Raw genomic sequence first — 18,002 nt, 5'->3', positions numbered from 1 at the left:
GGCGGACCGGCGCCACAGGTAGGGACACCCGGCAGCGGATCGGCGCCACAGGTAGGGACACCCGGCAGCGGATCGGCGCCACCGGTAGGGCCGCCCGGCGGCGGATCGCGTTACGGCAGTTCGATGCCCAGGTCCCACCCGTCGTGGGCGTGGGTGCACAGGCACGACCTGCTGTCGGTCGCGGGCAGTGCGGCGACCGCGTCGAAGAGCACGGCACGCAGCCGCTCGACGTTCTCGCCGAACACCTTCAGCACCTCCGTGTGGGACACGCCCTCGCCCGTCTCGGCGCCCGCGTCCAGGTCCGTGACCAGGGCCATCGACGTGTAGCAGAGGCCCAGCTCACGGGCGAGGACCGCCTCGGGGTGGCCGGTCATGCCGACGACGGACCAGCCCATCGCGGCGTGCCAGCGGGACTCCGCGCGCGTGGAGAAGCGCGGGCCCTCGACGACGACCATGGTGCCGCCGTCCACGGCGTCCCAGCCCCGGGCGCGGGCGGCCTTCAGCGCGACCTGCCGCCCGTCGGGGCAGTACGGGTCGGCGAAGGTGGTGTGGACGACGTTGGGCACCGTGCCGTCCGGCAGCGGCTCCCCGTCGAAGAACGTCTGCACCCGCGCCTTCGTGCGGTCCACCAGCTGGTCCGGTACGAGCAGGGTGCCGGGGCCGTATTCGGCGCGCAGCCCGCCCACGGCGCACGGGCCCAGGACCTGGCGGACGCCGACCGAGCGCAGCGCCCACAGGTTGGCCCGGTAGTTGATCCGGTGCGGCGGCAGCCGGTGGCCGCGCCCGTGCCGGGGCAGGAAGGCGACCCGGCGCCCGGCCACCTCCCCGACGAACAGGGAGTCGCTGGGGCTGCCGTACGGGGTGGTGACCTCGACCTCGGTCACGTCCTCCAGGAACGAGTAGAAACCCGAACCGCCGATCACGCCGATCTCTGCATGCGTCGCCATGCGGCACACCCTAGACGCGTCTCAGAAACCCCCAGAAGCCCCCCTGGCCCCGCACGCCCTCGGCCGAGTGCCCCGGGCACGCCGAAGGCCCCGGGCACGCCGAAGGCCCCGCCGTGGGAACGGCGGGGCCCTGGAAGGCGTGCTACGGGGTGGCTCAGGCGGCGGAGCCGGTGGCGCTGCCGCCGCCCGTGCTCGACGCCGCCGGCTTCGCGTCCGATGACGAGGAAGACGAAGAGGACGAGGAGGACGACGCGGCGGACTTCGACGACGCGGGGGAGCTGCTGGAAGAGGCTCCGCGGCTGTCGTTGCGGTAGAAGCCGGAGCCCTTGAAGACGATACCGACCGCCGAGAACACCTTCTTCAGGCGTCCCTTGCAGCTCGGGCACTCGGTCAGGGCGTCATCGGTGAACTTCTGCACCGCCTCGAGGCCCTCGCCGCACTCGGTGCACTGGTACTGGTACGTCGGCACTTGTCTTCCTCCTGGCACTCTCACTCGATGAGTGCTAACGACGAACAATAGTGACGCATTCCGTCGCGTCAGTCCACCGCCACCGGCACGCGGTGACCGATGCCACGCGCGACGGCGCGGCTCCCGGCCGCCTCGGCGGGCGCCGACAGACGGGACCGCAGGGCCACGAGAGTGACCAGCGCCAGGGCCGTGCCGCCCAGCGGCACCAGGAACCCGGCAGCCGAGCCGAAGGCGTCCGCGAGGCGCCCGGCGACCGTGACGGCGGCGGCCTGGCCCAGCGCGACGGCGCCGGTGAGCCAGGTGAACGCCTCCGTGCGGGCGGAGGCCGGCACCAGCGACTCGACCAGCGTGTAGCCGGTGATCAGCGCGGGCGCGATGCACAGGCCGACCAGCAGGCCGAGCGCGCCGAGCAGCAGCACCGACTGGGCGGTCCACAGCAGCGAGGCGGCCGCGGTGAGGGCCGCGTACCCGACGAGCAGACGGCGGCGGGGCCCGGACTTCCAGGCGATCGCGCCGACGGCGACGCCGGCCAGCATGTTGCCCGCGGCGAAGAGGCCGTACAGCAGGCCGTTCACGCCGGGGTTGCCGATCTCCTCGGTGAACGCGGTCAGCGAGACCTGCATGCCGCCGAAGACGGAGCCGATCCCGAGGAACGCCACCACCAGGACGCGTACGCCGGGCACGGACAGCGCCGACGTGCGGGGCCGCGCGCCGGCGCCGGAGTGCAGCCCGTGGGCGGGCTGGGTGCGCTTCTGCGCGGCGAACAGCAGACCGCCGAACAGGGTCAGGGACGCCTCGGCGATCAGACCGGCGGCCGGGTGCACGCCGGTGCACAGCGCCGTGGCGAGGACGGGGCCCACGACGAAGGTGAACTCGTCCGTCACGGACTCGAACGCCGCCGCCGTCGACATGAGCGGCGAACCGTCGAGGCGCGCCGCCCAGCGGGCCCGCACCATGGGGCCGACCTGAGGGACGGACGCGCCGCTCGGCACGGCCGCGGCGAACAGCGCCCACAGCGGGGCGCCGGCCAGCGCGAGGGCCGTCAGCAGCGAGACGGAGGCGGCGTGCACGAGGACGCCCGGAACGAGGACGGCACGCTGTCCGAAGCGGTCGGCGAGCTTGCCGCTCTGCGGGGCGAACAGCGCCATGGAGACGCCGGTGACCGCCGCGACGGCGCCGGCGCTGCCGTACGAGCCCGTGGTGTGCTGAACCAGCAGGACGATGCCGATGGTGAGCATCGCGAACGGCTGCCGCGCCGCGAATCCGGGCAGCAGGAACGTCCACGCGCCGGGAGTGCGCAGCAGCTGCCCGTATCCGGGACGCTTCACAGCGTCGGAGGTGACCGTGGATGCCACGGCCCGTGCCTTTCTGCCGCCTGGTAGCGCTCACCGGTGTGCCGGGAGCCGCCGAGGGCTGTCCTCTTGCGCGGAAGCGCGGTAGATACCGGAGCCCCGCGGAAGGGGGCTCGGCCGCCATACGGTCGCGCCAGCCCTGCATCAGGCAGAGTTGGTTCGATCAGTGTGCCTTCATGGTACAGGGAGCGCACCGTGTGGTCCCTGTGAAATGTGCTACGCGCCACTTCGGCGCCTGTGAAACCACGCCCGTACGGCACCGGGGCCGGCCCTGGGCCCGCGCACCGCAGCAGCCGCGCCCCCGGACCGGCCGTGCCGCACCGGTCCGGACCACCCCGGTCCGGACCGCGCACCCGACCGGCCCCGCATCGGACCGCCGTCCCGCGCCCGACCAGCCCGCCCCGCCCCTCCGCACCGCCGTCAGGCGGCTCAGCCGCCCGTGCCCAGCCAGCCCGCGAGCTTGCCGCCCTTGCCGACGGCCCGCAGGCGCCGCTCCGCCGCGTCCCGCACGGGGTCCGTCGCGACGACCAGCAGTTCGTCGCCGCGCCGCAGCACCGTCGTGGGCGACGGCACGAAGCTCTTGCCGTCCCGTACGACGAGGGTGACCGCCGCGCCGGACGGCAGCCGCAGTTCGGCGACCTCCACGCCGTGCATCAGCGAACCGTCCGGGATCGACAGCGACAGCAGATGGCCGCGCAGCCGCTCCAGGGGCGCGGACTCGACGCCCAGGTCGGTCGCCCCGGCCCCGTCGCCCAGCCGCAGCGCCTTCGCCAGCCACGGCAGCGTCGGCCCCTGCACCAGGGTGTAGACGACGACCAGCACGAAGACGATGTTGAACACCTTCCTGCTGCCCTCGATGCCCGAGACCATCGGGATCGTGGCGAGGATGATCGGCACCGCGCCGCGCAGCCCCGCCCACGACATCAGCGCCTGCTCCTGCCACGGCACGCGGAACGGCGTCAGGCTCAGCAGCACGGAGACGGGACGCGCCACAGCGGTCAGGACGAGACCGATCGCCACCGCGGGCCAGAAGTCCCGCAGCAGTTCGTGCGGCGTCACCAGCAGGCCCAGCAGGACGAACATGCCGATCTGGGCGATCCAGCCGAGCCCCTCGGCGAAGCCCCGGTTCGCGGGCTGGTGCGGCAGCCTGGCGTTGCCGAGCACCATGGAGGCCAGGTACACCGCGAGGAAGCCGCTGCCGTGCGCGAGGGCGCCCGCCGCGTACGCGGTGACCGCGATGGCCATGACGGCGATCGGGTACAGGCCGGACGCCGGCAGGGCGACCCGCTTCAGCCCGTACGCGCCGCAGAAGCCGACCGCCAGGCCGATGGCCGCGCCGATGGCCAGCTCCAGCGCGATGGTGGCGACCAGGACGTACCAGCTGTCCACGGGACCGGTCGTCGAGAACGCCACGACCAGGATCACCACGGGCGCGTCGTTGAACCCCGACTCGGCCTCCAGCGTGCCGGTCACCCGCGACGGCAGCGGCACCTTCCGCAGTACGGAGAAGACCGCGGCGGCGTCCGTGGAGGAGACGACGGCGCCGATCAGCAGCGCCTGCCGCCACTCCAGGCCGATCAGGTAGTGCGCGGCGGCGGCCGTGATGCCCACGCTCACCGCGACGCCCGCGGTCGCGAGGACGGACGCGGCGGGCAGCGCGGGCCTGATCTCCTTCCACTTCGTGCCCAGACCGCCCTCGGCGAGGATCACGACGAGCGCGCCGTATCCGATGACCTGGGTGAGTTCGGCGTTGTCGAAGGTGATGTTGCCGATGCCGTCCTGGCCCATGGCGACACCGATACCGAGGTACAGCAGCAAGCTGGGAAGGCCGCTGCGCGAGGACAGGCGCACCGCGACGACGGCGACGAGCAGCACGAGCGAGCCGATGAGCAGCAGTTCGTTGAGCTGGTGGACAGTCAGGGGCCGAACCTTCCCGGGAGATACGTGGGCAGACCTCTTCAGTTGTTCCGGGCCTCTGCCGCGCGGCGCTCCCGCGCCCCGCTCGCCCGACCCGCTGTGCGGCGCTTGCGCGCCCGGGTCGTACAACCCGCTGTGCGGGACTCGCGCCCCGCGTCCCGACCGCCGCGCGGCGCGTCCGCGCACCGCTGCGGCGCCGCGCGCACCGGTCGTGCGCCCCGCTCGGCGCGGGGTGGGCCCCGGCGGGGCCCGCTCCTGCGGTCCGGCTCCGCGCGCGCGGACGGGCGTTCCCGCCGGCCCGCGACGCCCCGCACGCGTCCCGCGACGCCCCGCACGGCATTCCGCGATGCCCGAAAGAGCGTCCCGCGGTGTCCCGCGATGCCCCAAAGGGCCTCCCGCGGCGCCCCGCAGGGCGACCGGGCGGTGCCCCTCAGGCGCCGATCGCGCGCCGGAGGCAGGGATATGCCGGGTATGTCCGGCAGAGTGTGCCGGGCGCGACAGCCGGTACTTCGTTACCTTACCTAATCTTTAACGTTTCCCTTACGCGGGAGCCGCCGCCCGTGGAGCGTCCCCTTACTGACACCGCGTCCGGGCCGCCCGACCGCTGCGCCTATGGTTGCTCCCAGCACTCCTGGACCAAGCCTGCGCCTCGAAGGACAGCGATGCCCGCCAACACCACCGACTCTTCCCCCAAGAAGAAGGGGCGACGTGCCCGCTTGCTCGTGATCGCCCTGGTGCTGGCGCTCGTCGCGGGCGTCGGGTACGGCGCCTACTGGAGCGTCAGCACCGTGCGGGCGCCCTTCCCGCAGACGACCGGCACGCTCCAGCTCGCCGGCCTGTCCGGACCGGTCGACGTCAAGCGCGACGGCTACGGCGTCCCGCAGATCTACGCCTCGACGGACGCGGACCTGTTCCGCGCCCAGGGCTACGTCCAGGCGCAGGACCGCTTCTGGGAGATGGACGTCCGCCGCCACATGACCGCCGGCCGCCTCTCCGAGATGCTCGGCAAGGACATGGTCGACACGGACGCGTTCCTCCGCACCCTCGGCTGGCACCGGGTGGCGCAGGAGGAGTACGACAAGGTCCTCTCGGACGAGACCAAGAAGAACCTCCAGGCGTACGCGGACGGCGTCAACGCCTACCTCAAGGACAAGGCGCCGCGCGACGTCTCCGTCGAGTACGCGGCGCTGGCGTTCTCCCACGACTACACGATCGAGCCGTGGACGCCGGTCGACTCGATCGCCTGGCTGAAGGCGATGGCCTGGGACCTGCGCGGCAACATGCAGGACGAGATCGACCGCTCGCTGATGACGAGCCGGCTCGACGCGGGGCAGATCAAGGACCTGTACCCGGCGTACCCGTACAAGGAGCACCGCCCCATCGTCGAGGGCTTCAAGGCCTCCGGCGGCGACGGCGAGAACGGCGACGGCGGGAACGGCGACGGCACGGGCGGGGACGCCGGCCTCGGCGACGGCCTCCAGGACGGCTCCCAGGGCGCCGGTACGGGCTCGGGAGGCGGCACGGGCACCGGAACCGGCCAGGGCGCCCTGAACGGCGTCCAGGCGCAGATGGCGGCCCTCTCCGAGGCGCTGGACTCCGTCCCCGCCCTCCTGGGCCCCAACGGCGACGGCATCGGCTCCAACTCCTGGGTGGTCTCCGGCGAGCACACGACGACCGGCAAGCCGCTGCTCGCCAACGACCCGCACCTCGCCCCGCAGCTGCCGTCCGTCTGGTACCAGATGGGCCTGCACTGCCGTGCCGTCTCCGACAAGTGCCGCTACGACGTCTCGGGCTACACCTTCGCCGGGATGCCGGGCGTCATAATCGGCCACAACCAGGACATCGCCTGGGGCTTCACCAACCTCGGCGCCGACGTCACCGACCTGTACCTGCAGAAGGTCACCGACCGCGGCTACCTGCGCGGCACCAAGGAGGTGCCGTTCGAGACCCGCGACGAGGTCATCAAGATCGCCGGCGGCGGAAGCCGCACCATCACCGTCCGCACCACGAACAACGGCCCGCTGATCTCCGACCGCAGCAATGAGCTGGAGAAGGTCGGCCAGAAGGCGCCCGTCACCAACTCCGCGCCGGACCGCGGCGACGGCTACGCGGTCTCGCTGCGCTGGACCGCCCTCATGCCGGGCAAGTCGATGGACGCGGTGTTCAAGCTGAACCGCGCCCGCGACTTCAAGGAGTTCCGCGCCGCCGCCCGCGACTTCGAGGTGCCCTCGCAGAACCTCGTGTACGCCGACGCCAAGGGCGCCAAGGGCCACATCGGCTACCAGGCCCCCGGCCGGATCCCCGTCCGCGCCAAGGGCCACGACGGCACCCTGCCCGCGCCCGGCTGGGACCCGAAGTACGACTGGAAGGACGAGTTCGTCCCCTTCGACGAGCTGCCCTACGAGGAGGACCCGGAGCGCGGCTACATCGTCACCGCGAACCAGGCGGTGGTCGACGCCTCGTACCCGCACCACCTCACCGCCGACTGGGGCTACGGCTCCCGCAGCCAGCGCATCAACGACCTGATCGAGTCGAAGATCAAGGACGGCGGCAAGATCTCGACCGACGACATGCGCACCATGCAGATGGACAACAGCAGCGAGATCGCCAAGCTGCTGACGCCGCTCCTGCTGAGGGTCGACGTGTCCGACCCGTACGTCCGCGAGGCGCAGAAGCTGCTGGAGGGCTGGGACTACACGCAGGAGGCCGACTCCGCCGCCGCCGCGTACTTCAACGCGGTCTGGCGCAACGTCCTGAAGCTCGCGTTCGGCGACAAGCTCCCCAAGGAGCTGCGGGTCAAGGGCGAGTGCCTCAACGTCCCGAACGTCGACCCGAACGTCCCGGACGACCAGCGCGGCCGGCTCGTGCGCGAGTGCGGCCAGCGTGACGCGGACAAGGCGCAGCCCGACGGCGGCGACCGCTGGTACGAGGTGGTCCGCCCGCTCCTGAACGACGAGGACAACCGCTGGTGGCACACGCCGGCGAACCGTCTGGACGACGCGACGCAGACCCGCGACCAGCTGCTGGCCCGCGCCATGAAGGACGCCCGCTGGGAGCTGACCGCGCAGCTCGGCAAGGACGTCTCCACGTGGAGCTGGGGCCGTCTGCACCAGCTCAACCTGCGCAACCAGACGCTCGGCACGGGCGGCCCGGACGTGGTGAAGTTCCTCCTCAACCGGGGCCCGTGGAACCTGTCGGGCGGCGAGGCCGCGGTCAACGCCACCGGCTGGAACGCGGCGGGCGGCTACGGCGTCGTCTGGGTGCCGTCGATGCGGATGGTCGTCAACGTCGGCGACTGGGACAAGTCCCGGTGGATCAACCTGACCGGCGCCTCCGGCCACGCCTACCACCCGCACTACACGGACCAGACCGACCTGTGGGCCAAGGGCGAACTGCTGTACTGGCCGTTCAGCGACAAGGCGGTCGACGCGGCGAAGGCCGACCACCTGGTCCTGAAGCCCTGATCAGACCGGACGGGGCGCGGCGAAGCGCCGCACGCCGTCCGGGGTCACCACCGCGTGCACGGGGTGGTCGTGCGGTTCCTCCGGGACCCGGGCGACCACCTCGTGCGCGTAGAGGAGCACCACGAGAGCCGGGTCGGCCCCCGCGCGCGCGAGGCGGGCCAGTACGCGGTCGTACGAGCCGCCGCCCCGGCCGAGCCGCATGCCCCGCCCGTCCACCGCGAGGCCCGGCAGCAGGACCGCGTCCGCCTCCGTGACGGCTTCCGGGCCGAGGCGGGGCCCCGCGGGCTCCAGCAGGCCCAGACGCGCCTTCGCGAGGCCCTCCACGCCCGCGTAGAGCGCCCAGTCGAGGTCGTTGTCGGCCATCAGGACCGGCAGCAGCACCCGTACGCCCCGCGTGTGCAGCGCGTCGATCAGCGCGCGCGTGCCGGGCTCGCGCCCCACGGAGACGTACGCGGCGACCGTGCGCGCCCCGGCCAGCTCGGGCAGCTCCAGCGCGGCGGCGGCGAGGGCGTCCGCGGCCCGCTGGACGTCCTCGGTGGTCAGCAGGGTCCTGGCGGCCAGCAGTTGGGTCCGCAGCCCCGCCTTGTCCGGCACCCGCCGCCCGCCCTCCGGATCCCGCTCCACGCGCGCGTGCGCCGGGCTTCCGCCCTCCCCCCGCACACGCGCGCGGGTCCCGCCTTCCGCGTCCCGCTCCCCGCGGGTGTGCTCCGGTTCCTCCGCCACGACACTCGCCCACCTCTCGTACTCGCCTATATGCGGAGGAAGTTAACCGAAGGCTCATCTTCCTCCCATACCGACCGGATATGGTGCTGGCCATGACTCAGTCGCACCCCGGGATCAGCAAGGCTGTCATCCCCGCCGCGGGACTCGGCACCCGGTTCCTGCCTGCCACGAAGGCCACTCCCAAGGAGATGCTGCCCGTCGTCGACAAACCCGCCATCCAGTACGTGGTGGAGGAGGCGGTGGGTGCCGGGCTGCACGACGTGCTGATGATCACCGGGCGGAACAAGCGGCCCCTGGAGGACCACTTCGACCGGAACTACGAGCTGGAGGAGGCCCTCGACCGGAAGGGCGACCACGAGCGGCTGGACCGGATCAGGGCCTCCAACGACCTGGCGACCATGCACTACGTGCGCCAGGGCGACCCGCGGGGCCTGGGCCACGCCGTCCTGTGCGCCGCCCCGCACGTCGGCGACCAGCCGTTCGCGGTGCTGCTGGGCGACGACCTGATCGACCCGCGCGACCCGCTGCTGTCGCGGATGGTGGAGGTCCAGGAGACCCAGGGCGGCAGCGTCGTCGCGCTCATGGAGGTCGACCCGGCGCAGATCCACCTGTACGGCTGCGCCGCCGTGGAGCCCACCGTCGAGCCCGACGTCGTCCGGGTCACCGACCTCGTCGAGAAGCCCGACCGCGCCGACGCGCCCAGCAACTACGCCATCATCGGCCGGTACGTCCTCAACCCGGCGATCTTCGGGATACTGCGCGAGACCGAGCCGGGCCGGGGCGGCGAGATCCAGCTGACCGACGCCCTCCACAAGCTCGCCGTCGACGAGTCCGTCGGCGGTCCCGTCCACGGCGTCGTCTTCAAGGGCCGCCGCTACGACACCGGCGACCGCGGCGACTATCTGCGGGCGATTGTCAGACTCGCGTGCGAACGTGAAGATCTGGGACCGGAGTTCCGATTCTGGCTCCGCCGTTACGTCACCGAGGAGATGCAGGCGCCGTGAGTTCAGTGAGCCCGGAGGACCGGGAGAACACCGTCTGGACGGTGGACGAGCACCTCGAGGACATCCTCGCGGCCGTCCACCCGCTGGACCCCATCGAGCTTCAGCTGCCCGACGCCCAGGGCTGCGTCCTGGTCGAGGACGTCACGGTGCCCGTCGCCCTGCCGCCCTTCGACAACAGCTCCATGGACGGCTACGCGGTCCGCGTCGCCGACGTCGCCGGGGCGAGCCAGGAGTTCCCCGCCGTGCTCACCGTCATCGGGGACGTCGCGGCCGGCAGCGACGGCCTGCCCGAGGTCGGCCCTGGGCAGGCGGCCCGGATCATGACCGGCGCGCCCCTGCCGCCCGGCGCCGAGGCGGTCGTCCCCGTCGAGTGGACCGACGGCGGCACGGGCGGCGGCGCCGCCACGGCGATGCTCCCGGCCGGCGCGGCGCCCGAGGGCGCGGGCGGCGAGGTCCGCGTCCACCGCCCCGCCGAGGCCCGCGCCCATGTCCGCGCGCGCGGCAGCGACGTGCCCGCGGGCGCGCTCGCCCTCGCGGCGGGCACCGTGCTCGGCCCGCCGCAGATCGGCCTGCTCGCCGCCATCGGCCGCGGCACGGTCAAGGTCAGGCCCCGCCCGCGCGTGGTCGTCCTGTCCACGGGCAGCGAGCTCGTCCAGCCGGGCGCCGAGCTGGGACCCGGCCAGATCTACGACTCCAACAGCTTCGCCCTGGCCGCCGCCGCCCGCGACGCCGGGGCCATCGCCTACCGGGTCGGCGCCGTCACGGACGACGCGGACACGCTGCGCGCCACCATCGAGGACCAGCTGGTCCGCGCCGACCTGCTGGTCACCACAGGCGGCGTCAGCGTCGGCGCGTACGACGTGGTCAAGGAGGCCCTGTCGGGCGCGTCCGACGCCGACCAGCCCGGCGGCGGCGTGGAGTTCCGCAGGCTCGCCATGCAGCCCGGCAAGCCCCAGGGCTTCGGCTCCGTGGGCCCCGAGCACATCCCGCTGCTCGCCCTGCCGGGCAACCCGGTCTCCTCGTACGTCTCCTTCGAGCTGTTCGTCCGCCCCGCGATCCGCGCCCTCATGGGCCTGCCGGACCTCCACCGCCCGCGCGCGCGTGCCGCCCTGTCCGCCGACGCGCCGCTGTCGTCGCCCGCCGGGAAGCGGCAGTTCCTGCGCGGGACGTACGACGCCCAGGCGGGTACCGTCACTCCTGTGGGTGGTGCCGGGTCGCACCTGGTCGCCGCCCTCGCCCGGGCCGACGCGCTCATCGTCGTACCGGAGGACACCACGCGCGTGGAGCCCGGCGACGCGCTGGAGGTGGTGCTCATCGGCTGAACCGGCGGGCCCTGCGGGGCGGACGTGGCGGTACGGTGTCTGCCGCCGTGCCGGACAAGACGACCGGCGCCAGGACGCGAGGCGGAGAGAGTTGAGTACGCAAGGCAGCCTGACCCACATCGACGAGGCGGGGGCGGCCCGCATGGTGGACGTCTCCGCGAAGGACGTCACCACCCGCACGGCGCGCGCCAGCGGCCGGGTCCTCGTGTCGCCGCGCGTCGTGGAGCTGCTGCGCGGCGAAGGCGTGCCCAAGGGCGACGCGCTGGCCACGGCCCGTATCGCCGGGATCATGGGCGCCAAGCGCACCCCGGACCTGATCCCGCTGTGCCATCCGCTCGCCGTGTCCGGCGTGAAGGTCGACCTGGCGGTCGCCGACGACGCCGTGGAGATCACCGCCACCGTGAAGACCACGGACCGCACCGGCGTCGAGATGGAGGCCCTCACGGCGGTGTCCGTGGCCGCGCTGACCGTCGTCGACATGGTGAAGGCCGTCGACAAGGCCGCCGTCATCACCGATGTGCGGGTGGAGGAGAAGACGGGCGGCAAGTCCGGGGACTGGAGCCGGCCGTGACGTACCGCGCCCTCGTCGTCACCGCGTCCAACCGCGCCGCCGCCGGCGTGTACGAGGACAAGGGCGGCCCCATCCTCGCCGAGGGCCTCGCCGCGCTGGGCTTCGCGGTCGACGGCCCGCGGGTCGTCCCCGACGGCGACCCCGTCGAGGCGGCGCTGCGGGACGGGGTGCGCGCCGGGTACGACGTGATCCTCACGACCGGCGGCACCGGCATCTCGCCCACCGACGCCACCCCCGAGGCCACCCGCCGGGTCCTCGACCACGAGGTGCCCGGCATCCCGGAGGCCATCCGCGCCCACGGCCGGGGCAAGGTCCCCACGGCGGCCCTCTCGCGGGGCCTCGCGGGTGTCGCGGGCCGCACCCTGATCGTGAACCTGCCCGGTTCCACCGGCGGCGTACGCGACGGCCTCGCCGTCCTGGAGCCGCTCCTCGTCCACGCCGTGGACCAGCTGCGCGGCGGCGACCACCCGAGACCGGCGTCATGAACCCCGCCTGGCCCGTCGTCCTCGCGGACGGCGACGTGGTGCTCCGCCCGATAAAGGCCCGCGACCACCGGGCGTGGCGGGAGGTGAACGGACGCAACCGCGACTGGCTGCGCCCCTGGGAGGCGACCGTCCCGCCGCCCGCGCCCGGCGCGCCCCCGCTGCAGCGGCCCACGTACCGGCAGATGGTCCGCCACCTGCGCGCCGAGGCGAACGCGGGGCGGATGCTGCCGTTCGTCATCGAGTACCAGGGCCGGCTCGTCGGCCAGCTCACCGTCGCCGGGATCACCTGGGGCTCGATGTGCTCGGGGCACGTCGGCTACTGGGTGGACCAGGAGGTGGCCGGCCGGGGCGTCATGCCGACGGCGGTCGCCCTCGCCGTCGACCACTGCTTCCGGGCGGTCGGGCTGCACCGGATCGAGGTGTGCATTCGCCCGGAGAACGGCCCCAGCCGCCGCGTCGTGGAGAAATTGGGATTCCGGGAGGAGGGGCTGCGTCCGCGCTACCTGCATATCGACGGCGCCTGGCGCGACCACCTCGTCTTCGCGCTGACGGCGGAGGAGGTCCCGGACGGGCTGCTGCGGCGCTGGCACAGGTCGCGGCGGGAACGCCAGCCAAAATAATTCATGTGTTCGAATTAAGCGCTTTCGCGGACGGAAACGATCTGACCAATCACAAAAAATGTCAGTGATATCAGCCAGATCGTGCGACACACCGGCCCAATTGGCCGATGCCCTCAGGCGAACCCCTCTACCGTGTGGGATGTGAGCAGCAGCGGCCTCATCTACGCAGTCATCGTCGGAGCCTGGGCCGCCTATCTGGTGCCGATGTGGCTCCGCAGGCAGGACGAGCTGAACGAAGCCCGCCCGACCGAACGCTTCAGCACCGCCATCCGGCTCCTGTCGGGAAGGGCGGGGATGGAACGCCGGTACGCCAAGGAGCTGCGCGCCCGCGGCGCCGAAGAGGACTGGCGGGTGCCCGACGTGGACCCGGACGCCGAGACCGAGCAGATCGACTCGGTCGACGTCCGGGCCTTCGCCGCGCCCCCGGCCCACACGGAAGCCCGCCTGGAGCTCCCCGACGCCCGCCCCGCGCCCCCGGAGGCGCCCGGCACCCCGGGAGGCCGGCACCCCGCGGTCTCCCGCGCGGCCGCCGAGCGCGCCCGCCGCACCCGCGTCCTGGCGCGCCGCCGCCGTACGACGGTCCTGCTGTTCCTCGCGTTCACGGTCGGCGCGATCGTCGCCGCGGTCGGCGGCCTCGCCTTCCTGTGGGCACCGGGCGTCCCGGCGGTCCTGCTCAGCGCGTACATCGTGTACCTGCGCCGCCAGGAGCGGCGCCGCTTCGTGTACGTGATGGACAGGCGCCGCGCGGAGGCCGCGGCGCAGCGCCTCCGCGAGAACCGCCCCCGCCGCGGGCGCCCGCAGGCCCCCCTCCACGACGAGGAGCCCGCCGCCCACCCGGAGCCGTCGGCCCCGCCCGTCTCCCCGGCGGAGGCGGACCGCCGCGCGCTGGTCGAGCAGACCGACCACGCCGAGTGGGTCGACCAGCAGCGCGACCGGGGACCCGCCCGCGGCGACAGCTGGGACCCCGTACCGGTACCGCTGCCGACCTACGTCACCGCCCCCGTCGCCCCGCGCGCCACGGGCGGCGTCGACGTCACCGACCCGGAGACCTGGAGCGCCGCCCGCTCCTCCCCGGCGGAGCCCACCCCGCCCCCGCCGACCCGCAAGAACCCCAACCCCTCGCCCCACGCCCCGCGCCGCCCCCGCGACCACGGGCGGACCCCGCTGTTCGACCAGTACGCCGACGACGACCGCCCCCGCGCGGCCAACGAATGACGACGTGACCCACCTCTCGCCCGCCCTCCGGGGATCGGATTTCCGAGCAGGGCGATCGGGATGCTAATGTTTCACACGTCGCAAGGGCCTGTGGCGCAGACTGGTAGCGCACCTCGTTCGCATCGAGGGGGTCAGGGGTTCAAATCCCCTCAGGTCCACGCACATCAAAGCCCCCGCCGGGTTCTCCGGGTGGGGGCTTTGTCTTGTCCGCGCGCCGGGGACGCGGCAGCGCTCGCGGCGGTGTGCGCGGTGCCGTGGTGCGGGGCTTTGCTGTGCCGGCTAGTCGATCGCCGCTTCGCGGTGTGGTTCCGGCGTGGGGGCGGCGGCGGGTGAGGCGGACGGGCCGTGGCATTGCCGGACGGCGGCCTCGCCCTGGTCGAGGAGGTCCTCGTACACCCCCACCTTGTACCTGATCAGGTCCAGGGACTCGGTGAGCCTGCCGATCCGGGCGGTGACCCGCTCCTCGTGCTCCCGCATCAGCGCCAGCCGCTCCCGGGCGGTGCCGGCGCCTTCCCTGACCAGTTCGGTGTACCGGCGAAGCGCCGTCAGGGGCATGCCGGAGGCGCGCAGGACGATGCAGACGGTCAGCCAGTCCACGTCCTCCTGGCGGTAGACGCGGCGCCCACCAGGCCCGCGCCGCACGCCGTTGGGGAAGAGGCCCTCCTGCTCGTAGAAGCGCAGCGCGTGGACGCTCAGACCGGTGCGTTCGGCGACCTGACCGATGCTCAGGTTCTCGGGGACCTCGACCATGCGGCTCAGCGTAACGGGGGTTGATCTAGAGAGGGCTCTAGTTCCTAGGGTGCCTCGTGCGGCCGACGCCCCTGTCGCCCCGCGTGATGGCCAGTAAGGGAGCCCCACCATGCGCTACCGCACCCTCGGCAGGACCGGCATCGAGGTCAGCGTCCACTGCCTCGGCACCATGATGTTCCAGAAGGCGTTCAACTCCGACCACGACGACTGCGCCCGCATCGTCCACACCGCCCTCGACGGGGGCGTCAACTTCATCGACACCGCCGACATGTACGGGCAGGGCGAGTCCGAGGAGATCGTGGGGAAGGCGCTGCGCGGCCGCCGTGACGACGTCGTACTGGCCACCAAGGTCCACTTCCCGATGGGGGAGGGGCCCAACCGCGGCGGCAACTCCCGGCGCTGGATCCTCAAGGCGGTCGAGGACAGCCTCCGCCGCCTCGACACCGACTGGATCGACCTGTACCAGATCCACTTCCCCGACCACACCACCGACATCGAGGAGACCCTCTCCGTCCTCGACGACCTTGTGCGCCAGGGGAAGATCCGCGCCTTCGGCTGCTCGAACTACCAGCCCGACGAGATCGTCGAGGCGCACCACGTCTCCGAGCGCCGCGGCCTGGGACGCTTCCGCACCGACCAGCCGCCCTACTCGATCCTGGCCCGCGGCATCGAGACCGCGCTCCTTCCCGTCTGCGAGCGCTACGGCATGGGCGTCCTGGTCTGGAGCCCCCTCGGCTTCGGGTTCCTCACCGGCAAGCACCGCAAGGGCCGGCCCGCCGACCTGTCGGGCGGCCGGGCCGCTTTCCGGCCGGGGAACTTCGACCCGGCGAGCGCCGCGAACGCCGCCAAGTACGACGCCGTGGAACAGCTCCTCGAACTCGCCGAAGGCATCGGCTGCACGCTCCCCCAGCTGGCCGTGGCGTTCACCGTGGCCCACCCGGCCGTCACCTCGGCCATCATCGGACCGCGGACCCAGCGGCAGCTGGAAGACCTGCTCGAAGGCGCCGCGCTCACCCTGGACGACGCGACCCTCGACCGGATCGACGAGATCGTGCCGCCCGGGACGAACCTGTACGACCCCGTCGCGTTCATCCCGCCGCGCTCGCTCACCGAGACCGCCCTGCGGCGCCGCCCCCTCGCCGAACGCGCCGCGGCCTGACCCCGGCGCTCGGCGGTGCCCCGCCACCGACTGGCGCGGTTCGGCGGCCCCGGGGAAAGCGGGAGCCCCGCCGACTGGGGGTCGGCGGGGCTCCCGCGGGGTGGTGGGTCAGTGGAGCTGGGTGTACGTGTTCCAGCCCGTGCCCATGTTGGTGCGGGTCGTGAAGGGGTTCGCCGTGCCCGTGTGGGTGGTGATGTAGCGGTAGAGCGTGCCGCCCGACGTGACCGCCAGGAGGTCCGCGCGGCCGTCGCCGGTGATGTCACCGGGGGCGACCAGCCTGGAGTACGTCTGCCAGCCCGTGCCGACCTTCACCCGTGCCTTGAACGGGGCGCCGGCGTTGCCCGTGCCCGCGTACAGGTACAGCGTGCCGCCCGACGTGCGGGCCAGCAGGTCCGCGCGGCCGTCGCCGGTGATGTCGCCCGCGCCGACCAGGGAGTTGTACACGCCCCACCCGGAGCCGACGCTCGTCCGGCCGGGGAAGCCGTAGCCCTGGCCGTCACCGCGGTACAGGTACAGCGTGCCGCCCGAGGTGCGGGCCAGCAGGTCGCCCTTGCCGTCGCCCGTCAGGTCGCCCGCGCCGGTCAGGACGTTGAACGCGCCCCACCCGCGGCCCAGCGGGTACGGGCCGTCGGAGAACCGGTCGTAGTTGTACAGGTAGCCCTCGTAGACCTCCAGGAGGTCGGCGTGGCCGTCGTTGTCCAGGGAGCTGGGGAAGTGCACGCGGGCGCCCGCCCAGCCGCCGACGTCGCTCCACTGGTCCCGCGCGGTGAGCGTGCCGTTGTTGCGGGAGTAGTACGCCCACAGCGTGCCGTTGCGGTCGAGGCCGAGGATCTCGGACTTGCCGGTCTGCGGGTTGCCGCCGAAGTTGATGAGGTGGTCGGCGGTGTTCCAGCTGCCGTCGGACCACAGGACGCGGGTGGTGGGGCGGCCCGTGGCGGCGTCCGTCTCGTAGTAGTACATCGCGCCGCCCGTGGTGCGGGCGAGCAGTTCGGGACGGCCGTCGTCGGCGGGGTTGGTGGAGCTGTCGTCGGAGATGGACAGCTGGTTGTAGATGTGCCAGCCGGTTCCGACCTTGACGCGCGCCTTCAGCGGCGCGGCGGCGTTGCCCGAGCCCGCGTAGAAGAACAGGTCGCCATTGGGGGTGCGGGCGTACAGGTCGCCCTTGCCGTCGCCGTTCGCGTCGTTCGCGCCGACCAGCTGGTCGTAGATGTGCCAGCCCGTGCCGACCTTGGTGCGGGCCTGGAGCGGGGCGCTCGGGACGCCCGTGCCGCGGTACAGGTACAGGTCGCCGGAGTGCGTCCGCGCCAGCACGTCGACCTTGCCGTCGCCGGTCACGTCGCCGATCGACAGGACCTTGTTGTAGATGTGCCAGCCGGTGCCGGACCAGTACGGGCTGGACGTGCCGGTGGCGCCCGCGTACGTCTCGCGGAACGACAGGGTGCCGTACTGGGAGAGTGTCAGGACGTCGGCCGTGCCGTTGGCGGTGAGGTCGCCGACCGGGATGACGTCCTTGAACTTCTCCTCCGTGTCGCCGTAGAGGCCGAACTCGGTGTCGTTCGACGGGTCCTCGTAGCGCTTGAGGTAGTACGTGCCGCCGAGCGTGCGGTACAGCAGGTCGCTCGTGCCGTCGCCGGTGAAGTCGTGGCGGCTCGGCACGCCCGCCGTCGTGTTCTGCGTGGTGTCCGTCGACAGGCGGTTGCGCTTCCTCGGCAGCTGGCCCTGCGGCCGCTCCTCGGCCGGGGCGACTCGCTCGGTGAGCGAGCGGTCCGGTGTCGGGGCCGGGGTGTCCGCTGCCGTCGCCGTGCCGGCCGTGCCCGTGAGCAGCAGGCCGGAGGCGAGGGCGAGAGCGGTGCACGAAGCGAGTCTGCGGGCGCGCGCGTGGGCGCGGCCCGTGCGGTGGAATGCCATGCGGGACCCCCCCTGGGGTGAGTGATGAGAGGCCGCGGGCACAGCGCCGGCGCCCGGTCGGGCGCTGTCGGGCGCGTGTCGGCGGCGGATGGAGCA

15 protein-coding genes and 1 tRNA gene are annotated in these 18,002 nt (G+C 73.0%); 9 read left to right on the top strand and 7 right to left on the bottom strand.

Features of this window, described 5'->3' with window-relative positions; genetic code table 11:
* Window positions 1-110 precede the first annotated feature (110 nt).
* The 4 genes from ACSUPT_RS11935 to ACSUPT_RS11920 form a co-directional block, all read right to left on the bottom strand.
* Window positions 111-947 (bottom strand): S-methyl-5'-thioadenosine phosphorylase, encoded by an 837-nt coding sequence (locus tag ACSUPT_RS11935; RefSeq protein WP_351964388.1) that lies wholly within the window; start codon window positions 945-947, stop codon window positions 111-113.
* Between the two features lie 154 nt (window positions 948-1,101).
* On the bottom strand, window positions 1,102-1,416 hold the full coding sequence (locus tag ACSUPT_RS11930; RefSeq protein WP_351964387.1) for an FmdB family zinc ribbon protein: 315 nt from the start codon (window positions 1,414-1,416) through the stop codon (window positions 1,102-1,104).
* A gap of 68 nt (window positions 1,417-1,484) precedes the next feature.
* Window positions 1,485-2,771 carry an MFS transporter gene (locus tag ACSUPT_RS11925; protein WP_351964386.1) on the bottom strand — a complete coding sequence of 429 codons (1,287 nt, stop codon included), beginning with the start codon at window positions 2,769-2,771 and terminating at the stop codon, window positions 1,485-1,487.
* A gap of 426 nt (window positions 2,772-3,197) precedes the next feature.
* Window positions 3,198-4,688 carry a potassium/proton antiporter gene (locus tag ACSUPT_RS11920; RefSeq protein WP_351964569.1) on the bottom strand — a complete coding sequence of 497 codons (1,491 nt, stop codon included), beginning with the start codon at window positions 4,686-4,688 and terminating at the stop codon, window positions 3,198-3,200.
* Window positions 4,689-5,347: 659 nt separating this feature from the next.
* Between ACSUPT_RS11920 and ACSUPT_RS11915 the strand changes: the two genes are divergently transcribed.
* Window positions 5,348-8,149, top strand: coding sequence for a penicillin acylase family protein (locus ACSUPT_RS11915; RefSeq protein ID WP_436944231.1), 2,802 nt, complete (start codon window positions 5,348-5,350; stop codon window positions 8,147-8,149).
* On the opposite strand, the gene ACSUPT_RS11910 is transcribed toward ACSUPT_RS11915, so the two are convergent.
* Window positions 8,150-8,743 carry a 5-formyltetrahydrofolate cyclo-ligase gene (locus tag ACSUPT_RS11910; RefSeq protein WP_436946204.1) on the bottom strand — a complete coding sequence of 198 codons (594 nt, stop codon included), beginning with the start codon at window positions 8,741-8,743 and terminating at the stop codon, window positions 8,150-8,152.
* A gap of 221 nt (window positions 8,744-8,964) precedes the next feature.
* On the opposite strand from ACSUPT_RS11910, the gene galU reads away from it, so the two are divergent.
* The 7 genes from galU (at window position 8,965) to ACSUPT_RS11875 (ending at window position 14,247) form a co-directional block, all read left to right on the top strand.
* Window positions 8,965-9,876 carry a UTP--glucose-1-phosphate uridylyltransferase GalU gene (gene galU, locus ACSUPT_RS11905; protein WP_436944230.1) on the top strand — a complete coding sequence of 304 codons (912 nt, stop codon included), beginning with the start codon at window positions 8,965-8,967 and terminating at the stop codon, window positions 9,874-9,876.
* Entirely contained in the window at window positions 9,873-11,198 is a 1,326-nt protein-coding gene (gene glp / locus ACSUPT_RS11900; protein WP_436944229.1) for a molybdotransferase-like divisome protein Glp, read from the top strand. Before galU ends, glp begins: the two co-directional genes overlap by 4 nt.
* Before the next feature lie 91 nt (window positions 11,199-11,289).
* Entirely contained in the window at window positions 11,290-11,769 is a 480-nt protein-coding gene (gene moaC, locus ACSUPT_RS11895) for a cyclic pyranopterin monophosphate synthase MoaC (RefSeq protein ID WP_351964382.1), read from the top strand.
* Complete coding sequence (locus tag ACSUPT_RS11890; RefSeq protein ID WP_361655595.1) at window positions 11,766-12,254, top strand: MogA/MoaB family molybdenum cofactor biosynthesis protein; 489 nt, start codon at window positions 11,766-11,768, stop codon at window positions 12,252-12,254. Before moaC ends, ACSUPT_RS11890 begins: the two co-directional genes overlap by 4 nt.
* The gene (locus ACSUPT_RS11885) at window positions 12,251-12,874 is read left to right on the top strand and encodes a GNAT family N-acetyltransferase (RefSeq protein ID WP_351964380.1); all 624 of its coding nucleotides are present in this window, start codon (window positions 12,251-12,253) and stop codon (window positions 12,872-12,874) included. Before ACSUPT_RS11890 ends, ACSUPT_RS11885 begins: the two co-directional genes overlap by 4 nt.
* 141 nt (window positions 12,875-13,015) lie before the next feature.
* Window positions 13,016-14,089: a divisome protein SepX/GlpR gene (gene sepX, locus ACSUPT_RS11880; RefSeq protein ID WP_399218925.1), complete on the top strand. Its 1,074-nt coding sequence runs from the start codon at window positions 13,016-13,018 to the stop codon at window positions 14,087-14,089.
* Window positions 14,090-14,173: 84 nt separating this feature from the next.
* Window positions 14,174-14,247, top strand: a tRNA-Ala gene (locus ACSUPT_RS11875).
* A 121-nt stretch (window positions 14,248-14,368) separates the two neighbouring features.
* On the opposite strand, the gene ACSUPT_RS11870 is transcribed toward ACSUPT_RS11875, so the two are convergent.
* Complete coding sequence (locus tag ACSUPT_RS11870) at window positions 14,369-14,839, bottom strand: MerR family transcriptional regulator (protein WP_351964378.1); 471 nt, start codon at window positions 14,837-14,839, stop codon at window positions 14,369-14,371.
* 109 nt (window positions 14,840-14,948) lie between these two features.
* Here ACSUPT_RS11870 and ACSUPT_RS11865 point away from each other — a divergent pair, with 109 nt between their 5' ends.
* The gene (locus ACSUPT_RS11865) at window positions 14,949-15,998 is read left to right on the top strand and encodes an aldo/keto reductase (RefSeq protein WP_399218927.1); all 1,050 of its coding nucleotides are present in this window, start codon (window positions 14,949-14,951) and stop codon (window positions 15,996-15,998) included.
* A 108-nt stretch (window positions 15,999-16,106) separates the two neighbouring features.
* On the opposite strand, the gene ACSUPT_RS11860 is transcribed toward ACSUPT_RS11865, so the two are convergent.
* Window positions 16,107-17,906, bottom strand: coding sequence for an FG-GAP repeat domain-containing protein (locus ACSUPT_RS11860; RefSeq protein ID WP_436944228.1), 1,800 nt, complete (start codon window positions 17,904-17,906; stop codon window positions 16,107-16,109).
* Window positions 17,907-18,002 lie beyond the last annotated feature (96 nt).

The organism is Streptomyces sp. SudanB25_2051, from assembly GCF_964272635.1.
Taxonomy (GTDB): domain Bacteria; phylum Actinomycetota; class Actinomycetes; order Streptomycetales; family Streptomycetaceae; genus Streptomyces.
This window is presented reverse-complemented; position numbering and strand designations above follow the sequence as displayed.

What these genes read in the sequence shown, in the direction of transcription:
- ACSUPT_RS11870 (WP_351964378.1), bottom strand. Translation starts at nt 14,839, where the DNA reads ATGGTCGAGGTCCCCGAGAACCTGAGCATCGGTCAGGTCGCCGAACGC.
- ACSUPT_RS11860 (WP_436944228.1), bottom strand. Translation starts at nt 17,906, where the DNA reads ATGGCATTCCACCGCACGGGCCGCGCCCACGCGCGCGCCCGCAGACTC.
- ACSUPT_RS11915 (WP_436944231.1), top strand. Translation starts at nt 5,348, where the DNA reads ATGCCCGCCAACACCACCGACTCTTCCCCCAAGAAGAAGGGGCGACGT.
- galU (WP_436944230.1), top strand. Translation starts at nt 8,965, where the DNA reads ATGACTCAGTCGCACCCCGGGATCAGCAAGGCTGTCATCCCCGCCGCG.
- ACSUPT_RS11935 (WP_351964388.1), bottom strand. Translation starts at nt 947, where the DNA reads ATGGCGACGCATGCAGAGATCGGCGTGATCGGCGGTTCGGGTTTCTAC.
- ACSUPT_RS11885 (WP_351964380.1), top strand. Translation starts at nt 12,251, where the DNA reads ATGAACCCCGCCTGGCCCGTCGTCCTCGCGGACGGCGACGTGGTGCTC.
- ACSUPT_RS11865 (WP_399218927.1), top strand. Translation starts at nt 14,949, where the DNA reads ATGCGCTACCGCACCCTCGGCAGGACCGGCATCGAGGTCAGCGTCCAC.